This window comes from Shouchella oshimensis (genome assembly GCF_004375095.1).
Classification (GTDB): domain Bacteria; phylum Bacillota; class Bacilli; order Bacillales; family Bacillaceae_D; genus Shouchella; species Shouchella oshimensis.
In genome coordinates, this window is the sequence record NZ_SNUX01000001.1 from 936,809 (window position 1) to 952,277 (window position 15,469).

The 15,469-nt window shown below is 39.8% G+C and carries 20 protein-coding genes and 1 riboswitch; of the genes, 6 read left to right on the forward strand and 14 right to left on the reverse strand.

Going from position 1 to position 15,469, the window contains the following annotated elements:
* Nucleotides 1-220: 220 nt before the first annotated feature.
* Both E2L03_RS04890 and E2L03_RS04895 read left to right on the forward strand, forming a co-directional pair.
* On the forward strand, nt 221-460 hold the full coding sequence (locus E2L03_RS04890; RefSeq protein WP_035398283.1) for a NifU family protein: 240 nt from the start codon (nt 221-223) through the stop codon (nt 458-460).
* A 102-nt stretch (nt 461-562) separates the two neighbouring features.
* Nucleotides 563-781: a hypothetical protein gene (locus E2L03_RS04895; RefSeq protein WP_095150572.1), complete on the forward strand. Its 219-nt coding sequence runs from the start codon at nt 563-565 to the stop codon at nt 779-781.
* A 45-nt stretch (nt 782-826) separates the two neighbouring features.
* Here the strand turns inward: E2L03_RS04895 and E2L03_RS04900 are convergent, their stop codons facing one another.
* The 4 genes from E2L03_RS04900 to yutH form a co-directional block, all read right to left on the reverse strand.
* Nucleotides 827-1,048 carry a transcriptional regulator SplA domain-containing protein gene (locus E2L03_RS04900; RefSeq protein WP_038482423.1) on the reverse strand — a complete coding sequence of 74 codons (222 nt, stop codon included), beginning with the start codon at nt 1,046-1,048 and terminating at the stop codon, nt 827-829.
* A 45-nt stretch (nt 1,049-1,093) separates the two neighbouring features.
* Complete coding sequence (thrB, locus tag E2L03_RS04905; RefSeq protein ID WP_134258640.1) at nt 1,094-1,984, reverse strand: homoserine kinase; 891 nt, start codon at nt 1,982-1,984, stop codon at nt 1,094-1,096.
* A gap of 2 nt (nt 1,985-1,986) precedes the next feature.
* Complete coding sequence (thrC, locus tag E2L03_RS04910) at nt 1,987-3,048, reverse strand: threonine synthase (protein WP_134258724.1); 1,062 nt, start codon at nt 3,046-3,048, stop codon at nt 1,987-1,989.
* Nucleotides 3,049-3,173: 125 nt separating this feature from the next.
* The gene (gene yutH / locus E2L03_RS04915; RefSeq protein WP_166740185.1) at nt 3,174-4,220 is read right to left on the reverse strand and encodes a spore coat putative kinase YutH; all 1,047 of its coding nucleotides are present in this window, start codon (nt 4,218-4,220) and stop codon (nt 3,174-3,176) included.
* 117 nt (nt 4,221-4,337) lie between these two features.
* Between yutH and E2L03_RS04920 the strand changes: the two genes are divergently transcribed.
* Nucleotides 4,338-4,820, forward strand: a complete 483-nt coding sequence (locus tag E2L03_RS04920; protein WP_095150575.1) for a phosphatidylglycerophosphatase A family protein — start codon at nt 4,338-4,340, stop codon at nt 4,818-4,820.
* 75 nt (nt 4,821-4,895) lie between these two features.
* Here E2L03_RS04920 and E2L03_RS04925 read toward each other — a convergent pair whose 3' ends face one another.
* On the reverse strand, nt 4,896-5,660 hold the full coding sequence (locus tag E2L03_RS04925; RefSeq protein ID WP_134258641.1) for a TIGR01457 family HAD-type hydrolase: 765 nt from the start codon (nt 5,658-5,660) through the stop codon (nt 4,896-4,898).
* A gap of 2 nt (nt 5,661-5,662) precedes the next feature.
* Nucleotides 5,663-6,115, reverse strand: a complete 453-nt coding sequence (locus E2L03_RS04930; protein WP_206698889.1) for a DUF86 domain-containing protein — start codon at nt 6,113-6,115, stop codon at nt 5,663-5,665.
* A gap of 64 nt (nt 6,116-6,179) precedes the next feature.
* Between E2L03_RS04930 and E2L03_RS04935 the strand changes: the two genes are divergently transcribed.
* Nucleotides 6,180-6,425, forward strand: a complete 246-nt coding sequence (locus tag E2L03_RS04935) for a hypothetical protein (RefSeq protein WP_038482437.1) — start codon at nt 6,180-6,182, stop codon at nt 6,423-6,425.
* A gap of 38 nt (nt 6,426-6,463) precedes the next feature.
* Here the strand turns inward: E2L03_RS04935 and E2L03_RS04940 are convergent, their stop codons facing one another.
* The gene (locus E2L03_RS04940; protein WP_038482440.1) at nt 6,464-6,739 is read right to left on the reverse strand and encodes a YutD family protein; all 276 of its coding nucleotides are present in this window, start codon (nt 6,737-6,739) and stop codon (nt 6,464-6,466) included.
* 170 nt (nt 6,740-6,909) lie between these two features.
* Between E2L03_RS04940 and E2L03_RS04945 the strand changes: the two genes are divergently transcribed.
* Nucleotides 6,910-7,515 (forward strand): YhcN/YlaJ family sporulation lipoprotein, encoded by a 606-nt coding sequence (locus tag E2L03_RS04945; protein ID WP_055737488.1) that lies wholly within the window; start codon nt 6,910-6,912, stop codon nt 7,513-7,515.
* A 39-nt stretch (nt 7,516-7,554) separates the two neighbouring features.
* On the opposite strand, the gene lipA is transcribed toward E2L03_RS04945, so the two are convergent.
* Nucleotides 7,555-8,481, reverse strand: a complete 927-nt coding sequence (lipA, locus tag E2L03_RS04950; protein ID WP_038482443.1) for a lipoyl synthase — start codon at nt 8,479-8,481, stop codon at nt 7,555-7,557.
* Nucleotides 8,482-8,655: 174 nt separating this feature from the next.
* Between lipA and E2L03_RS04955 the strand changes: the two genes are divergently transcribed.
* Nucleotides 8,656-9,651 carry a M23 family metallopeptidase gene (locus E2L03_RS04955; protein ID WP_038482446.1) on the forward strand — a complete coding sequence of 332 codons (996 nt, stop codon included), beginning with the start codon at nt 8,656-8,658 and terminating at the stop codon, nt 9,649-9,651.
* A gap of 30 nt (nt 9,652-9,681) precedes the next feature.
* On the opposite strand, the gene E2L03_RS04960 is transcribed toward E2L03_RS04955, so the two are convergent.
* The 6 genes from E2L03_RS04960 to E2L03_RS04985 all read right to left on the reverse strand — a co-directional run bounded on the left by E2L03_RS04960 (nt 9,682) and on the right by E2L03_RS04985 (nt 15,448).
* Nucleotides 9,682-11,301 carry a Na+/H+ antiporter NhaC family protein gene (locus E2L03_RS04960; protein ID WP_367613683.1) on the reverse strand — a complete coding sequence of 540 codons (1,620 nt, stop codon included), beginning with the start codon at nt 11,299-11,301 and terminating at the stop codon, nt 9,682-9,684.
* Nucleotides 11,302-11,385: 84 nt separating this feature from the next.
* Nucleotides 11,386-11,558, reverse strand: a riboswitch (Lysine riboswitch).
* An 83-nt stretch (nt 11,559-11,641) separates the two neighbouring features.
* On the reverse strand, nt 11,642-12,388 hold the full coding sequence (gene yunB / locus E2L03_RS04965) for a sporulation protein YunB (protein ID WP_166740186.1): 747 nt from the start codon (nt 12,386-12,388) through the stop codon (nt 11,642-11,644).
* 61 nt (nt 12,389-12,449) lie between these two features.
* Nucleotides 12,450-12,932, reverse strand: a complete 483-nt coding sequence (locus E2L03_RS04970) for a dihydrofolate reductase (RefSeq protein WP_134258643.1) — start codon at nt 12,930-12,932, stop codon at nt 12,450-12,452.
* A complete protein-coding gene (locus E2L03_RS04975; RefSeq protein ID WP_134258726.1) occupies nt 12,929-13,723 on the reverse strand; it encodes a thymidylate synthase in 795 nt (264 codons plus the stop codon). The genes E2L03_RS04970 and E2L03_RS04975 overlap by 4 nt, the downstream gene beginning before the upstream one ends.
* Before the next feature lie 16 nt (nt 13,724-13,739).
* A complete protein-coding gene (locus tag E2L03_RS04980) occupies nt 13,740-14,051 on the reverse strand; it encodes a YunC family protein (RefSeq protein ID WP_038482457.1) in 312 nt (103 codons plus the stop codon).
* Between the two features lie 38 nt (nt 14,052-14,089).
* On the reverse strand, nt 14,090-15,448 hold the full coding sequence (locus E2L03_RS04985) for a bifunctional metallophosphatase/5'-nucleotidase (protein WP_367613685.1): 1,359 nt from the start codon (nt 15,446-15,448) through the stop codon (nt 14,090-14,092).
* Nucleotides 15,449-15,469: the final 21 nt, after the last annotated feature.

Here is a 15,469-nt window from a genome sequence, read left to right on the forward strand (position 1 = left end):
CTCTTTCCTATTAGCTTACATGAGATACGTACTAGAAGCTATTAAAAAGGTCATAATTCCTTCTCTCTCCTTTAATAAGTTCACCTGTACAAGTAAGAAGAGCTATTTTAGCTTAACTTACAACTAAACGTTGGTACGAATCTAAAATAATTGAGCAGATGCATGGATTTTTTTCATTTAGGCGATTATAATGAGAATATGATGAAAGGAGTGATTCCTAATGGAAACAAGCACAGATATGATGGAGCAAGTGCAAGAGGTATTGGATAAGCTTCGTCCGTTTTTGCTACGTGATGGCGGAGACGTTGAACTTGTTGATGTGGAAGACGGGATCGTAAAAGTACGTCTACTTGGTGCTTGCGGATCTTGCCCAAGCTCTACAATTACGTTAAAAGCTGGGATTGAGCGTGCCCTTTTAGAGGAAGTTCCAGGGGTAGTTGAAATCGAGCAAGTATTCTAATCACCAGTCTATTCAGCAGTAAAGCAGACGCTTTACTGCTTTTTTGTGTACATAGTTTTCTTCTTTTGTAGAACACTTCTACTAAAGGAAGGTGACAACACGATGACGAATAACGACAATCGTAGCGACAACGCAAGAAAAATTCAATCCGTTATTGAAGACACGAAAAGACGGATGCACGAGGCTGAATTGTACAAGACCGAACATGCTGCAGAATTGCATCCTGACGAAAAACGAGCGTTGATTGAAAAGAAGCGTAATCGAGAATTGAGTATTGACGCGCTTGAAAAGGAAAGAGAAGAAGAAGAGAGAGAACGTTAATGCGGGCAAAGGAGAAGGGCTTAAACAACCCTTCTCCTTTTTTCTCTACATGATATATTGGTTATAAACTTGCTCTGCATCCTCATAAGAAGCAAAAACCGCATCATCTTCTTCTAATGTATGATAATAGTCGTACACAACAACCGATGTTCCGAGGGCGTCAACCGATATATACCCTTCCTGTATTGTTGCAACAGTGGGGGTGTGGGGATTACTATAAATAACAAAAACCGATTGACCATCTTTCAATTCATTTACTTGTAGCATAGCATTCGCCTCCTTTTCACAGTAGTATGCCTACTGTTAGGAAAGCTATGCTTGCACAACAGATAGCGCTGTTCCAACTGTAGCTGGTCTTGCAACTTCTGCTTGATAATATGGAAAACGACGTTGAACTTCTTTGGCGAAGCGTTTTCCACTACCTTGCTCCACAAAACACAATACCGTTGGACCTGCCCCACTTAAAGCAGCGCCATACGAAAAACGATGGTCCTTTACAAAGTTCATGATGTCAGACCAGTGGGGGATAAGGTGTTTGCGATAGGGTTGATGATACAAATCTTCCATCATTAATTCACCGGCTAGACTCCAATTATCCGCTAGAATAGCAGCTGTCATAACATTTGATAATGCGCTTGTCTGGATAGCTTGTTTAAATTGAAGTTGCTTCGGTAAAATCCCTCGTGCTTTTTTCGTCTCTAGAATTTCAGGAGGAATGAGTGCGACTAACTCAACTTTCGGCTCTGAGACGTGAATAATGTCTGTACGATGATCTCGGTGAGCCCCTACAATTAAGCCGCCATATATGGAAGGTGCCACATTATCTGGATGCCCTTCAAATAGAGAACCAATGCGCACTTTTTCTTTTTGAGACACAGTTCGATCCGCACAATAGCAAGCAATCTCGATACCAGCAACAATCGCTGCTGCACTTGACCCAAACCCTTTTGAGAGCGGAATATCATTTTTCATGGAAACACGACAAGGAAGAAGCGACGTCTCCAAATGTTTCGCTGTAAATGCTGCTGCTTGATAAATTAAATTGTTTGGTCCTAAGTTTTCAAGCCCTGGATTATCGCAATGGAAGGACCATGAGTCGCCTCGTTCTACATCTACGTGAAGATAGCGGTCTAACGCCATTCCAATTGAGTCAAAGCCTGGTCCTAAGTTTGCTGTGCTTGCTGGAATTGTCATTGCTAACATTGTTACACCACCATTTCTTTTCCATGCAGATACGCTTTAAATGCTTCACTTGTTTGATCCAGTACCACTCGCTCAGACGGTGATACATCCATTGCTGTGACAGGATCTTTTAACCCATTTCCAGTTAATACAGCAACCACTTTTGATCCTTTAGAAAGTTGACCATTTGCAACAGCTTTTTTGATTCCGGCAATTGAAGCACATGACCCTGGCTCCGCAAAAATGCCTTCATTTTTCGCCAGTTCTTGGTATGCTTCAATAATTTCTTCATCCGACACCATATCAATCAACCCTAGTGATTCTTTCGCTGCGAGTGTTGCTGTTGACCAACTTGCTGGATTGCCGATACGAATCGCAGTCGCAATCGTCTCAGGATTGTTGATGATTTTATTTCGAACAATCGGCGCTGCCCCTTCTGCTTGAAAGCCAAATAGTTTAGGTAAGCCAGTTTGAAATCGTTGATGGTATTCTTTAAACCCTAACCAATAAGCAGAAATATTTCCTGCATTTCCTACTGGGATAGCCAGCACATCTGGAGCTGAACCTAATTGATCACAAATTTCAAAAGCACTTGTTTTTTGACCTTGCAATCGATATGGATTAACAGAGTTTACAAGTTCAATGGACGAATCCTCGGTTACTTCTCTTACAGTTTTTAATGCTTGATCAAAGTTCCCATCCACTTCAATTACTTCCGCACCTAACATCACCGCTTGAGCTAGTTTACCTTGAGCAATTTTCCCTTTAGGAATAACAACAAATACCTTTAGTCCTGCTTTCGCTCCATATGCTGCAGCCGATGCAGCAGTATTTCCTGTTGAAGCACACATAATAGCGGTCTTGCCTTTTTCAACGGCTTTTGCGACTGCCATCACCATGCCTCTATCTTTAAACGAGCCTGTTGGATTAACACCTTCATGCTTTCCGTACAAATCAATGCCCAATCGCTCAGATAAACGTTCAAAATGAACGAGTGGTGTATTTCCCTCTCCAAGAGAAAGCTTAGGTGTTTGATCTTGCACAGGTAAATAAGCCTTATATTCTTGCAATAAACCCTTCCACATCAACAACTACCCCACTCCTTATCCCTCTGGTCTTGGCTAAAACCAATTAGTCTTTTCCAGAAGAACTATTGTCTTTATATAATGGACATTATATCGTCAGTTGGGATGCTTTTCAAGTGGAAAATTCAAATTTTTTGACCAATGATCCAATCTAATTCTGGAATAGACTGGTAGCGATGAAGTTTGGCTTCTTCTGCTAGCTCATTTAAGAAAGCGCCATTTTCTTTTTCTTTGTCGAGAAATGACTCAATATCGGAAGCAAATTGAAGCTGCTCTTGTGGCATTTGCGCTCTGTAATATTGTTCGATTAATTCAAAATAGTAAAGTGGAAAAAGCAAACGAGCATACATTAACTGCCAGGAATAGCGAGATAACACCTGTGTTTCTTCGTATCCTCTTAAAAAAAGAGAAATCTCTTGTTTCATCTGTGAATGTCTTTCCTCAGGCTGTACACGCCGATCGCGAATCCATTCAGCTAAATCACGAGCTGGATGATCAAACAAAAACGTTGTTGGAAGCTTAATAATTTGGCCACTCTCTGATACTTTTAACCACGATGTGTCTTTAAAACGGCTATGACAGATCGTGCCACTATCCCTTGGTTCCATTGGAATATCTAGCTCTGTGTCTACAGCGTACTGGATGGCGTTTTCCGTTACGCCCATAAAGTAAGGATACGTATATAAAAAAACTTCATCTGTTGTTGAGGTCGGTCCAGTTGCTCGTTTTTGCGCATACCAATTTTCAAGTTGTTCTAGACGCTGTTCCCAAATGGTTGGCCAACGACCAGCTGTCAATGTTGTCCAGTTCACAGCACCTTGCTGACCTTTTACATGCCAATCACGAAGTTGTCCTCCTAAATCTTGCGTGGAACGAATGCGTACACTCCGGTCCTCTCGAACATTGGGAATTTTAAATACATACACTTCAGAACCATCAATCAGAGTGGAGGGCTGATTCGAACGATTTTGAACCAGTTCAAGTACTGAATCATCACCAACACTTCTCATATATTCAGAGAAGGCAAGCATTTGCGACTCCTCCATCTGCAGTTCGTCCTTTGGAATAATTAAATAGGATTCTTGATTTGCCTGAAACCCTTCAAACTCTCCAATTGAAAATCGTTCCGTACAGTACAATTTATAATGATCATACAAATTGCGTTCAAGCATGAACATGCCTCCTCTCTTATGTAGTCTTTACTAGTCTATGACCTAATCGCATAAAATGTGTATGACAACGTAAACTATAAGGAACGACTTACTCACGCAAGAGAGATGGGGGATCATATGGATTCTGTCGAAAGAACGGCGCGGGATCTTTTAGTGGAACGTGGCGTTTCAATAGAGGAAATCGCAGAACTTGTTTATGAGTTACAAAGCTATTACCACCCTTCTTTAACAATGGAAGCATGTATTGAAAATATTGATCGAGTATTATCAAAAAGAGAAGTTCAGAATGCGATTATCACTGGTATTCAACTTGATAAATTAACAGAGAAGAAGCTCCTGGATGAACCACTCCAATCCATTTTAGCAAGAGATGAAGGTTTATACGGAATTGATGAAATCATTGCTTTATCCATCGTGAATGTTTATGGGTCAATTGGGTTTACTAACTATGGTTACGTGGATAAAATGAAACCTGGCATTATTAAAAAGTTAAACAATAAGCATTCGCCTTTATGTCACACGTTTTTAGATGACATTGTTGGTGCCATTGCCGCTGCAGCATCAAGCCGTTTAGCTCACCGAGAAGCCAACACAGAATAAAACAAACCTCACATACGCCCGATAAGTGAAAAAAAGACGATTTCCCATCTAGTGGAGAAAATCGTCTTTTCTTTACTAAACTTCTTCCAATTGCCAGCGATCTAATGAGGAAATTGAAAAAGTTGGTTGTTTTTCAAAGTTGGAACAATCGAGGGTCACGCCTGTCTTTACGTGCAAAGTAGACATACCTGCATGAATACCTGTCATAATGTCTGTTTCATAATTGTCGCCAACTAAAATAGTTTTATCTTTTTGAAACTGGAGCTGCTCTAATGCCAATGTAATAATTTCTTTATTTGGCTTTCCAATTGTTATCGGCTCTTTCTGCGCAGCATAGGAAATGGCAGCAACGATTGCGCCATTTCCACAGACAAGCCCATTTGCAGACGGCAGCATGCGATCTGGATTTGTGGCAATGAAAAGAGCTCCTTCTCTTACTAATCGAGCGGCTTGACTCATCTTCTCGTAAGTGATATGTCGATCAAGGCCAATAATAACGGCATCTGGCTTCATGTCATCTTTATTAAATGACGAAAAAGCCGTTTCTAACCCTATTTCTCCAATAATAAACACGCGGGCTTCTTTTACATTTTTCTTTACATAGAGAGCCGTTGCTAAAGCAGATGTTACAACTTGATTTGCTTCCACATGAAGACCAAACTTGCGAAGCTTATCGGCTACTTGTTCTGGTGTTTTTGTTGAATTATTTGTAATAAAGCCATACGGAATTCCCTTTTGATTCAGTTTAGTAATAAACGAAATGGCGCTATCGATTGGTTTTTCGCCATTGTAAACAGTGCCATCTAAATCAAACAAATAACTTTCATACTGGTTGAACATCTTTATTGTTCCTCCGGAAGAAAGGCTGTAATGACGCCTAATTCATTTTTTAAATACACTCGGACAGCTTGTGGAAAATGCTTTACCCCTTTTAGCTGCTCAGTTACCGTTTGATAAAGCTGATGATGATCAATTGTCGTGTATTCGTACGCAAGTGTTTTTCGTAACTGGATGATTCTTTTCAATTCAACACACTCTTGGCCAGTAATAACGGTTTCATCCTCGAGGATATCAATAATATCTTCGTACCCTCCAGGATCACGCATAATAAAGCCATCTATGAGCTGATTCCCTACATCAATGATGGATTCAATTAAAACGGCTACGGCACGCTCAAGAGCAAGTCCACTTTTTTTATCCGTTAGTAACGGTTCAGACTCTATATATTGCGTTACCTCTTCCATGTATGTAAGAACTTGTTCAATCCGTTTTCTGTCAACAAAATACACAATCATTCCTCCTGATCGTTTTATGTTTTCTCTCGCTTCTGGGCATAATGTTCTTAAAGGAGGAGATCGAATGGCAAAAAAAGACGACTACCATGACTTCAAAAATGTAGAAGCTTCTCATCAATATATTGTTCCAGAAGCAACTCCTGAAGGGCCTTATGGTTCACCCATTCATAAAGATACTCCAGTTGAAAATAAATCAACACCGTGGGAAAAGGATCAGCGAGAATATAGTGCTTTTAATTATAATGACAAAGATCAACACGCTCATCAGCCACGAAAGTATCCAAGCCACCACCCAACTCATGATGAGTAACCTATATAGCTTGTCGGCTTAGTCGATGAGCTTTTTTCTTAATTATTAACTCGTTTCACAACAAAATAGGCACAGCCAAAATTACAGTATTCATACAAATAATCAGGTAGCGTACTTATTTTTTTATCAAACGTTGATTTTTTATTTTTGTCTTCGAAAAAACCACGAAGACGAAGTTGATTGTAACCCCAATCACCGACAATGTAATCGTATTTTGTTAAGACATCGCTGTAACGTGCTTTAAAAGCTTCTTCGTCCCAGCCTTCTTTTTCGTCTTGAACAACTTCATAATGTTGGCCACAAATGGTTAACATCGAAACCACCTCAATTCACTTCTTCAAAAAGTTCTAGCCTTAGTTTAACATATTTGCTCACATTTCTCTGTAGTCTTTCCTCTTTCTCAACCCATTATTTGTTACCACTAGTTTAATGACCCATGTGGAATAGTAAAAGAGCAAGACTATTTATAAAATGGGGGATGATCATGAGGATTGTCATGACGCTACTTGTTGCCGTCAGTATGTTAACAGCATGTAATCAAACGTCACAACAAGGAATGTATCAAACAAATGAAGCACAGCAAACCGCACGTGGGACAGAATATGATTCAAATCTAATGGAACGTGGCTACGGTTTTTCTCGCCACACTTACGAGGAGATGCAGCATAATAACGACCAAGCAGGCGCTTTAGTCGTGAACCGTGATATGTTAGCGGAAGGCATCTCACGAATGATTGTTGACAATCCTGCCATTGAGGAAGCAGCCGTCCTTGTTACTGATAAATACGTGCTTGCCGTTTATGATCAGCAGGATAACGAAAAAGATAACATGGTTGCGGATCAGGTGAAACGTACTGCGCTGTCAGTCGTTCCTAGCTTTTACGATGTGTATGTGTCTAATGATCCTTCGCATATAAAGGATATTGAACGATATCAGAATATGACTGCCGGAAATGCTGATTATGCTTCTTTATTAGAAGATACCATTGAAGAACTTAAGCAAGACCCTCAAGGTGATGTTGATCTAGGTATGGATGAAGATATGGATATTATGCGAGACAAACAAAAAGCCTTACGGGAACAACAGTAAGAAAGAACCATGCTTTCCGCATGGTTCTTTCTTAGCAATTTAATTGTGAATATGTGTTTCATTTTGAACTTTTTTTGCTTCCATGTTAACTTGCGCTTGGTTTACTTGCTCATCGGCATGATAAGAAGAACGCACTAGTGGACCAGCTTCACAATGACTAAATCCCTTACTTAACGCAATTTCTTTTAGTTCAGCAAACTCATCAGGATGGTAATACTTTATTACTTTAAGGTGTTTTTTAGTTGGTTGCAAATATTGACCAATTGTTAAAATATCAACATCATTTGCACGCAAATCATCCATCGTTTCAATAATTTCTTCTTTTGTTTCACCAAGACCGATCATAAGGCTTGACTTCGTTGGGATATCTGCATGCATCGCTTTTGCTCGACTTAAAAATTCTAATGTGCGATCATATTTTGCTCGCGCACGTACTTTTGGCGTTAGACGGCGAACCGTTTCAATATTGTGATTCATAATGTTCGGTCTAGCGTCCATTAACGTTTGTAAACTTTGTTCATTTCCAAGCATATCCGACGGTAATACTTCTATTGTGCAGAATGGATTTTTGCGACGAATCGCACGTACAGTCTCTGCAAATACAAAAGCCCCACCATCCTTTAGATCATCACGAGCAACTGCAGTGATAACAACATGTTTAAGGCCCATCGTTTCCACTGAATCTGCTACACGTTCCGGCTCTTCAAGATCTAATTCTGTCGGTAAACCCGTTTTAACAGCACAAAAACGGCAACCTCGTGTGCAGATATCTCCTAATATCATGAATGTCGCTGTTTTTCGTACAGCCCAACACTCATGAATGTTAGGACAACGCGCTTCTTCACAAACCGTATGTAGCTTTTTTTCTCGCATCATCTTTTTTAATCCTGTATACGATTCATTAGTATTGAGTTTAATTTTTAACCAATCTGGTTTACGAACATGTGTATCATTTTTCTCTGCCATTCAAAAACGTCCCTTCTTTGGGAAAATTCTTTTTTTCTAATTAATCGTAACATGCTTTTCCATCATTGACCAATGGCGATTAGCAAAATTTCTACACAAAATGGCAAGTTTTTGTTGTAATTTTTTTTCTTCGACAGTAGGAAACTAAGCAAAAGCCTACGAAGGAGGATACAAATGGCTACGTTCCGATCTACAATAAGTATAATACTCGTATTTATCTTTTGTTTTCATACAATATGTTCAAATGCACATGCGGAAGAGACCGTCAATCCATACACAGAACGTGAAGCGTTATATCATAAAATGGAAACCATTACAAATGTACCTTGGTATTATTTAGCTGCAGTTGACTCATATGAACGAGGTTTACGAAAAGCGAGGCGAGACCGAGCAGATGCAGACGGCTTTATTTCCATTTATTATGCAAAAGAAGATTGGGTTGGTCCTTTAAACCCTAATCAAGATGACGAAAGCCCAGACACAATAAGCCTATTTGAAGGCATCGGTTTAGATGGAAACGGAGATGGAAAGGCACTTTTAACAGACGATGAAGATGTTCTATATACACTTGCTCGTTATTTAGAATCCTACGGTTTAACTGAAGAAGATTTCCGCATAGCATTATGGCATTTTTATCAACGGGAACAGAGCGTTAATATTGTAGCTGGTCATGCAAAAGTATATCAGCATTATCAAACGTTAGACCTTCATAAACATGCGTTCGTTATGCCTCTCCATCACAATTATAGTTATCGAAGTACTTGGGGAGATAGAAGAGGTTGGGGTGGTAGACGCATCCATGAAGGAACAGACATCTTTGCTAATTACCAAGTTCCCATTCAATCTTCATCTTATGGCATTGTTGAAACAATTGGCTGGAACCCTTATGGGGGTTGGCGTGTCGGAATTCGCGATTTAGATAATATTTATCATTACTACGCTCATCTAAGTGGATTCGAAAAAGGAATCGAAAAAGGAACCATCATAGAGGCTGGTCAACTAATCGGTTATTGCGGTTCATCCGGTTATGGAAAACCTGGTACACAAGGAAAATTTCCACCACACTTGCATTATGGCATGTATCGAGATAATGGCATTACTGAATGGTCGTTTGATCCGTTCCCATCATTAAAACAATGGGAGCGAGCGGCTAAACAAGCCAAAAAATAAAAGCAAAGCGCAACATGCGCTTTGCTTTTATTATGAGGCCGCAGTTTCTTTTTTGCTTACACGTTGTAGTATAAAGACAGTAATAGTAAGCAATATACCGACTACGATCCAGGCAATAACTGCTCCAAGAAAACCAAGAATAAAGAAAGCAATCGTTGCAAGAACAGCTGTAAGAATGGCATAAGGCAGCTGAGTGATCACATGATCCATATGATGGGCACCTGAACCTGCCGCTGACAGAATTGTCGTGTCCGAAATAGGCGAAATATGATCTCCAAAAATAGAACCAGCTAATACTGCCGCAAGCATAGGGATCAGCATCGTAGGCTCCACAACAACCGCAATTTGAGCTGCAATGGGAAGTAGCATTCCAAATGTTCCCCATGAAGTACCTGTGGCTAATCCTGAAAAGGCAGCAACTAAGAATAGTAAAACAGGTAAAAATCCTGGATGAATTGATTGGTCAATTAAGGAAGCTAGATAATTGCCTGTACCTAATAAACCAATCATCTCGATGGTTGTCCAAGCAAGCACTAAAATGCCAATTGCAGGTAGCATTGATTGAATGCCAGCCATTACAGCTTTACCGAAATCACTCTTATTCGGTCGCGCCATAAGCGTCATTCCCATTGTTACGACTAATCCAATGGCGCTTCCAATAAGTAAAGATAGTCCAATATCCGTATACTCCATAACCGTTAAAACAGTAACATCTACACCATCATTACTAGCCCCTTGTGCTCCTGTATAAAGCATCATTCCAACTGTTGCAACTACGAGCACTAAAATAGGAATAAACAATTGAGAGACACGTCCGTGAGCCATTGTTAAATCTTCTGATAAGCTGCCAGGCACCTCACCTTTAGCAGGATCTGTTAACTGATTCTCTTTTTTTGCTCGGTCTTCATGTTGTTTCATTGCACCTACATCAATATTAAAGACAATGACTAGTACGATAAAAATAAGAGCAATCAACGCATAAAAATTAATAGGAATTGTGTAAATAAAAGCTTGTAAAGGACTAAATTCAATAATTTGATTCGCCGCAAAAATAGAAGCAAAAATGCCGATAATATATGCACCCCAACTAGACATTGGCGCAATGACACAAATGGGAGCAGAAGTGGAATCAACAATATAAGACAGCTTCGCCCGAGAAACACGGTAACGATCGGTTAAAGGTCGACTCGTGTTTCCTACTGTTAACGCATTAAAATAGTCGTCAATAAAAATAACAAGACCTAAAACAAATGGGAGAAACAGCGAACCCTTTCTCGTTGTAATTCGCTTTTCTGCCCAGTGGCTAAAAGCTTGTCCACCACCTGAAAAGGTAATTAGACTTGCAACAATTCCTAAAAAGACGAGGAACAACATAATATACAATTCCCAATCATTAATGGATATGCCGTTTTCTGTCATCGATTCAACAACCCCAGCAAAGCTTGGTTGATCGAGTGTTTCAAATGAAACAAAGAAAGAAATAACCGTTTGAAAAATACCCGCGATTGCTTGCATCAAGCCATCATATGCAATAAAAGCACCCAATAAGATGGCAATCCCTAAGGATATAAATACCTTCCTTGTTATAATCACTAATGTTAACGCCACAACTGGCGGGACAAGTGATAACCAACCAATATGTTCCATCATTTATCTCTCCTTAAGAGACTGTATTCAATAAAAAAAGACAATCATGGCATACATCCATTATTGTCTCAAACAATTAACAGTCCCATCCATAGTAGTCCTCCACAGTTTCCTGTGACAGTCCGTCATTTATTCAATGACGACCCAGCTAAAAAGAACTGAACATTTCTTTTCGCTTCGGCAAAAAAACCTTTCCACACCGCTCATTGCTGTTCTAGCTCCTAATGTGTACTGATTTTTTTTGCGCCTCTACCCCATCAAGCAGATGAGGTGTTCTATTCAATTCGTACTCTATCTTACCACACGATTCTTTAACAAACAATGACAAATTACGACATTTTTACTAATCCTGCTTTATTTCTTCTTCTCCAATAACTGGATAACCAAAACCACCCTGACCACCATAGAATTGAGGCACTGGTCCAGCTACATAAGCAAAACCAGCTGGTAGTTCAACCGAAATCGTCTCTGATATCTCTGAGAATGGCAAGATCACATCCATATTGACGTCGATGTTGACATAGAATGATAAACGCGTGTTGTTAATCCCAAGGGTTTCTGCTTCGTCCCGCATTTGCACTTTTGCATCGCCCATTAATGCAAACCGGATTGGAATACCCGGTCCTACGTCGGTTAAAAGCGCATTATTTAGTGCTCTACCTAGAGGAATGGTCGCAACGATCGGGTTATCATCGCCATAACTATTCACTTCTCCACGCTGTACATGATTAATGACTTCATGAACACGCGTTTGTACTCTCCCCATTAGCTCATTATATTTTTGAGTATTGACATCAAGAAAAACGACAAGTCCATCATTATTCGTTTCTTTAATAAAAATCTCACTCATGTCCATTTGAGATAACTCTTCTGCCATCGCTTGTTCGATCGTATACGTAGCAACTCGCTCCATCTCTCTTTGAGCGATTTGGGATATTATCGGTCTTAATTGAGAGTCTACAAACCACAGACCTTGTATGGAAAGGATCGCAAACAAGACGAATGATAATAGAAGTACATAGCGAAAAGGTAACGGAGCTTGTGATTGCTTTGAGCCTTTAATTGGTTGAAATCGGTAACGTTTACGCAAAATTAGCTCACCCCCTCTTATTGATTCCTATGCAAGAGGGACTAGGCTTCGAACTAAAAATTTAAGTCTTTCTTACGTACGTACGGTATTCATGGGGATAGCGGTTTTTTTCGTCCATTGTACCAGCGACAGCTTCAACGAGCTCCCACTCGTCATCCTTCAATGCAGGCACAAACGTATCTGCATCAAAAGTGTCTTCAATAACGGTCACAATTTGTTTATCACAATGATTCCAAAACAAGTTAAAGATTTCTGTACCACCGATGACAAAGATCTCTTGTTCTTTACTGAGCGCTAATACGTCATCCACAGAATACACAACGTCTGTATCTGCTGCAGTAAACGATCGATTTCTCGTTAACACGATGTTGCGACGATTCGGCAACGGTCCATTCATGGAATCAAATGTTTTCCTTCCCATCACAATCGTCTTTCCCGTTGTCGTTTGTTTAAAATGCTTTAAATCAGCCGGAAGATGCCAAGGCATGTCATTGTTCTTTCCAATACCATACGCCTGATCACGTGCATATACGAATGTAATCATACAGACACCTCTGCTTTTATATGCGGATGAGCTTCATAGCCAACAAGTTCGAAATCATCAAATGTAAACGAGAAGATATCGTTTACTTCTGGGTTTAATTTCATCGTTGGCAATGGATGTGGCTCTCTTGAAAGTTGTAGTTTTGCTTGTTCAATATGATTTGAGTAAAGGTGTGCATCACCAAATGTATGAACAAATTCACCTGGCTCTAAATCACATACTTGGGCAATCATCATTGTTAACAACGCGTAAGAGGCAATATTAAATGGAACTCCTAAAAAGATGTCGGCGCTCCGCTGATAAAGCTGGCAGGAAAGTTTCCCATCTTGAACATAAAATTGGAAGAGACAATGGCAAGGCGCCAGTGCCATATCATCTATTTCTGCAACGTTCCATGCATTTACAATGAGGCGTCGTGAATCAGGATTTGTTTTTATTTGTTCCACCACTTCTATTATTTGATCAACTGTCTTTCCGTTTGCTCCTTCCCACGAACGCCATTGCTTTCCATAAACAGGGCCTAAATCGCCGGTTTCATCTGCCCATTCATTCCAAATGCGCACACCATTATCTTGTAAATACTTTATATTCGTATCACCTTGTAAAAACCACAGGAGCTCATGGATAATGGAGCGCAGATGCACTTTTTTCGTTGTTACAACTGGAAAACCCTCTTTTAAATTAAATCTCATTTGATATCCAAACGTACTAATTGTTCCAGTGCCTGTCCGATCTGATTTTTGCGAGCCGTGTGTTAGCACATGCTCGCATAACTGTAAATACTGCTTCATTGTTTGCTTCATCCCTTCACTCTGCTTGTTTCATTTTTAGAAGTGCTTCTTTACCAATTGTCCCTTTTGTTATGCCTAATTCTTCGCATTTAAACGTGACCGATTCAAGGGGCGCATCTAACAATTGATCAATTGTACGGACACCTACCGCTCTAGCAGCAAGAATGCCACGTTCTTTTAGTTTTTCATTTAACAGCGCAACATCCAATGCTCCGCACATAATATAACCAGCATCACATGTTACAGCCATAAAGTTGGTTTTTGGCAATTTAACGGTGATCGCCAAAAACGTTTCCCCTTCAATGCTAATTGGATCAACATTAATCATGGAACAATCGCTCCTTTTTCATCTCATTTCTTCACACATTATGAAAAAGTAAGCTTGTTTGTTCCTGTCTGCAATAATTTTGCCAGGATATCACGTAAAAACTCGGGTAGTAAATAATGCTTCCTTTCTGCATTGGCAATATGAGGAAACAAAAAACCAAACGTGTACATATCCAGTGTAGCTAAACGGTAAAGCTTCGTTTCAATAATGGGTTTTTCGTTTACAAGAATCCCTGTTGTTGTAATCGTAATTCCAGTAAACAGCATTAAACCTAATACTTTGCCACGAAATCCAAAGCCTTTTAACTCTAATTTCACAATATCATCTGTCTGTGCACGACGTATCGTCTCAATTAGCTGCTTCCCTGTTAACTCAACAATACATGGGTTAATGGGATGGGGGCAAATACGGTGAACATCCCCATACGTCACATCGCCTTTTGGCAAACTCTCCATTAGTACACCGGCATTCATCATTCCAATTTCTTCGTCGCACCACTCTGTTAATGCATCACATAATGCCTGTGTTGCAACCGATGGCTCAAACCATTTTACATCAAAAGGTTTAACAAGCGAAACAATTGGTTGTGATAGTGCCTCCTTAGCTTCTAAATTTAATGATTCTAATAGCTGTTTACTTCCTTTGTCTTCTATACGATTGGTAGGATCAATTAAAGTGGGTTGAACGCTTATGACATCCTTATTTTCAAATACTAACGTTAGCTCTCCAAACACATTCCCATGCTTTCCTGCTTGGGTTATCCATGTATCTTTTACTTTTAATCCATCTTGTAAACTATGATGGGTGTGTGCGCCAATAATGGCGGTAATTCCTTCCACCTCATTCGCAATCTGTTCGTCTTTAGGGAGTCCTAAATGAGATAGAAGGATCACTGCGTCTACTTTTTCTTTTAATTGGTCTACATGTGCTTGGATTCCTTCAATGGTATATGATACATCCCAACCAAGTTGTTCATAAAAATGCGTCATGGCAGATGTGTAGCCAATATAAGCTATTTGTAACCCTGCAATGGTATCGATATGGTGTGGAACTGCCCAGCTCGGGCGCAAACCAGTTTTTCGGTCAATCAAGTTTGCAACAATAACGTTAAAGTCCGCTTCACTATACATGTCATCTAACATTTTTTGCGAGAACGTAACCCCTTCATTATTCCCAATGGTCGCAAAGTCTACATTCGCTTCATTTAGTAATTGAATGTTTCCGATGCCCCCAGTTGCTTCTGTCATTGGATTTGCTCGATCCGCATGATCTCCTAAATCAACGTAGCGAACGTGCTCTTTTTGGCTATTTTTTATATGACCAACAATATTCGCCCAATGGTTAAAACCACTGTGAATGTCATTCGTATGATAAATGGATATAGTCGTTGTAATGATGGTTTCCTCCTTGAAGCAAGC

Coding starts and splice junctions, on each gene's coding strand:
- E2L03_RS04925 (WP_134258641.1), bottom strand. CDS start 5,660: ATGTTCAACCAGTATGAAAGTTATTTGTTTGATTTAGATGGCACTGTT.
- E2L03_RS04975 (WP_134258726.1), bottom strand. CDS start 13,723: ATGAAGCAGTATTTACAGTTATGCGAGCATGTGCTAACACACGGCTCG.
- E2L03_RS04980 (WP_038482457.1), bottom strand. CDS start 14,051: ATGATTAATGTTGATCCAATTAGCATTGAAGGGGAAACGTTTTTGGCG.
- E2L03_RS04920 (WP_095150575.1), top strand. CDS start 4,338: ATGGATTCTGTCGAAAGAACGGCGCGGGATCTTTTAGTGGAACGTGGC.
- E2L03_RS04890 (WP_035398283.1), top strand. CDS start 221: ATGGAAACAAGCACAGATATGATGGAGCAAGTGCAAGAGGTATTGGAT.
- yutH (WP_166740185.1), bottom strand. CDS start 4,220: ATGCTTGAACGCAATTTGTATGATCATTATAAATTGTACTGTACGGAA.
- E2L03_RS04895 (WP_095150572.1), top strand. CDS start 563: ATGACGAATAACGACAATCGTAGCGACAACGCAAGAAAAATTCAATCC.
- E2L03_RS04960 (WP_367613683.1), bottom strand. CDS start 11,301: ATGATGGAACATATTGGTTGGTTATCACTTGTCCCGCCAGTTGTGGCG.
- E2L03_RS04945 (WP_055737488.1), top strand. CDS start 6,910: ATGAGGATTGTCATGACGCTACTTGTTGCCGTCAGTATGTTAACAGCA.
- thrB (WP_134258640.1), bottom strand. CDS start 1,984: ATGTTAGCAATGACAATTCCAGCAAGCACAGCAAACTTAGGACCAGGC.
- E2L03_RS04930 (WP_206698889.1), bottom strand. CDS start 6,115: ATGATTGTGTATTTTGTTGACAGAAAACGGATTGAACAAGTTCTTACA.
- thrC (WP_134258724.1), bottom strand. CDS start 3,048: ATGTGGAAGGGTTTATTGCAAGAATATAAGGCTTATTTACCTGTGCAA.
- E2L03_RS04955 (WP_038482446.1), top strand. CDS start 8,656: ATGGCTACGTTCCGATCTACAATAAGTATAATACTCGTATTTATCTTT.
- E2L03_RS04940 (WP_038482440.1), bottom strand. CDS start 6,739: ATGTTAACCATTTGTGGCCAACATTATGAAGTTGTTCAAGACGAAAAA.
- E2L03_RS04970 (WP_134258643.1), bottom strand. CDS start 12,932: ATGATTACATTCGTATATGCACGTGATCAGGCGTATGGTATTGGAAAG.
- lipA (WP_038482443.1), bottom strand. CDS start 8,481: ATGGCAGAGAAAAATGATACACATGTTCGTAAACCAGATTGGTTAAAA.
- E2L03_RS04900 (WP_038482423.1), bottom strand. CDS start 1,048: ATGCTACAAGTAAATGAATTGAAAGATGGTCAATCGGTTTTTGTTATT.
- E2L03_RS04935 (WP_038482437.1), top strand. CDS start 6,180: ATGGCAAAAAAAGACGACTACCATGACTTCAAAAATGTAGAAGCTTCT.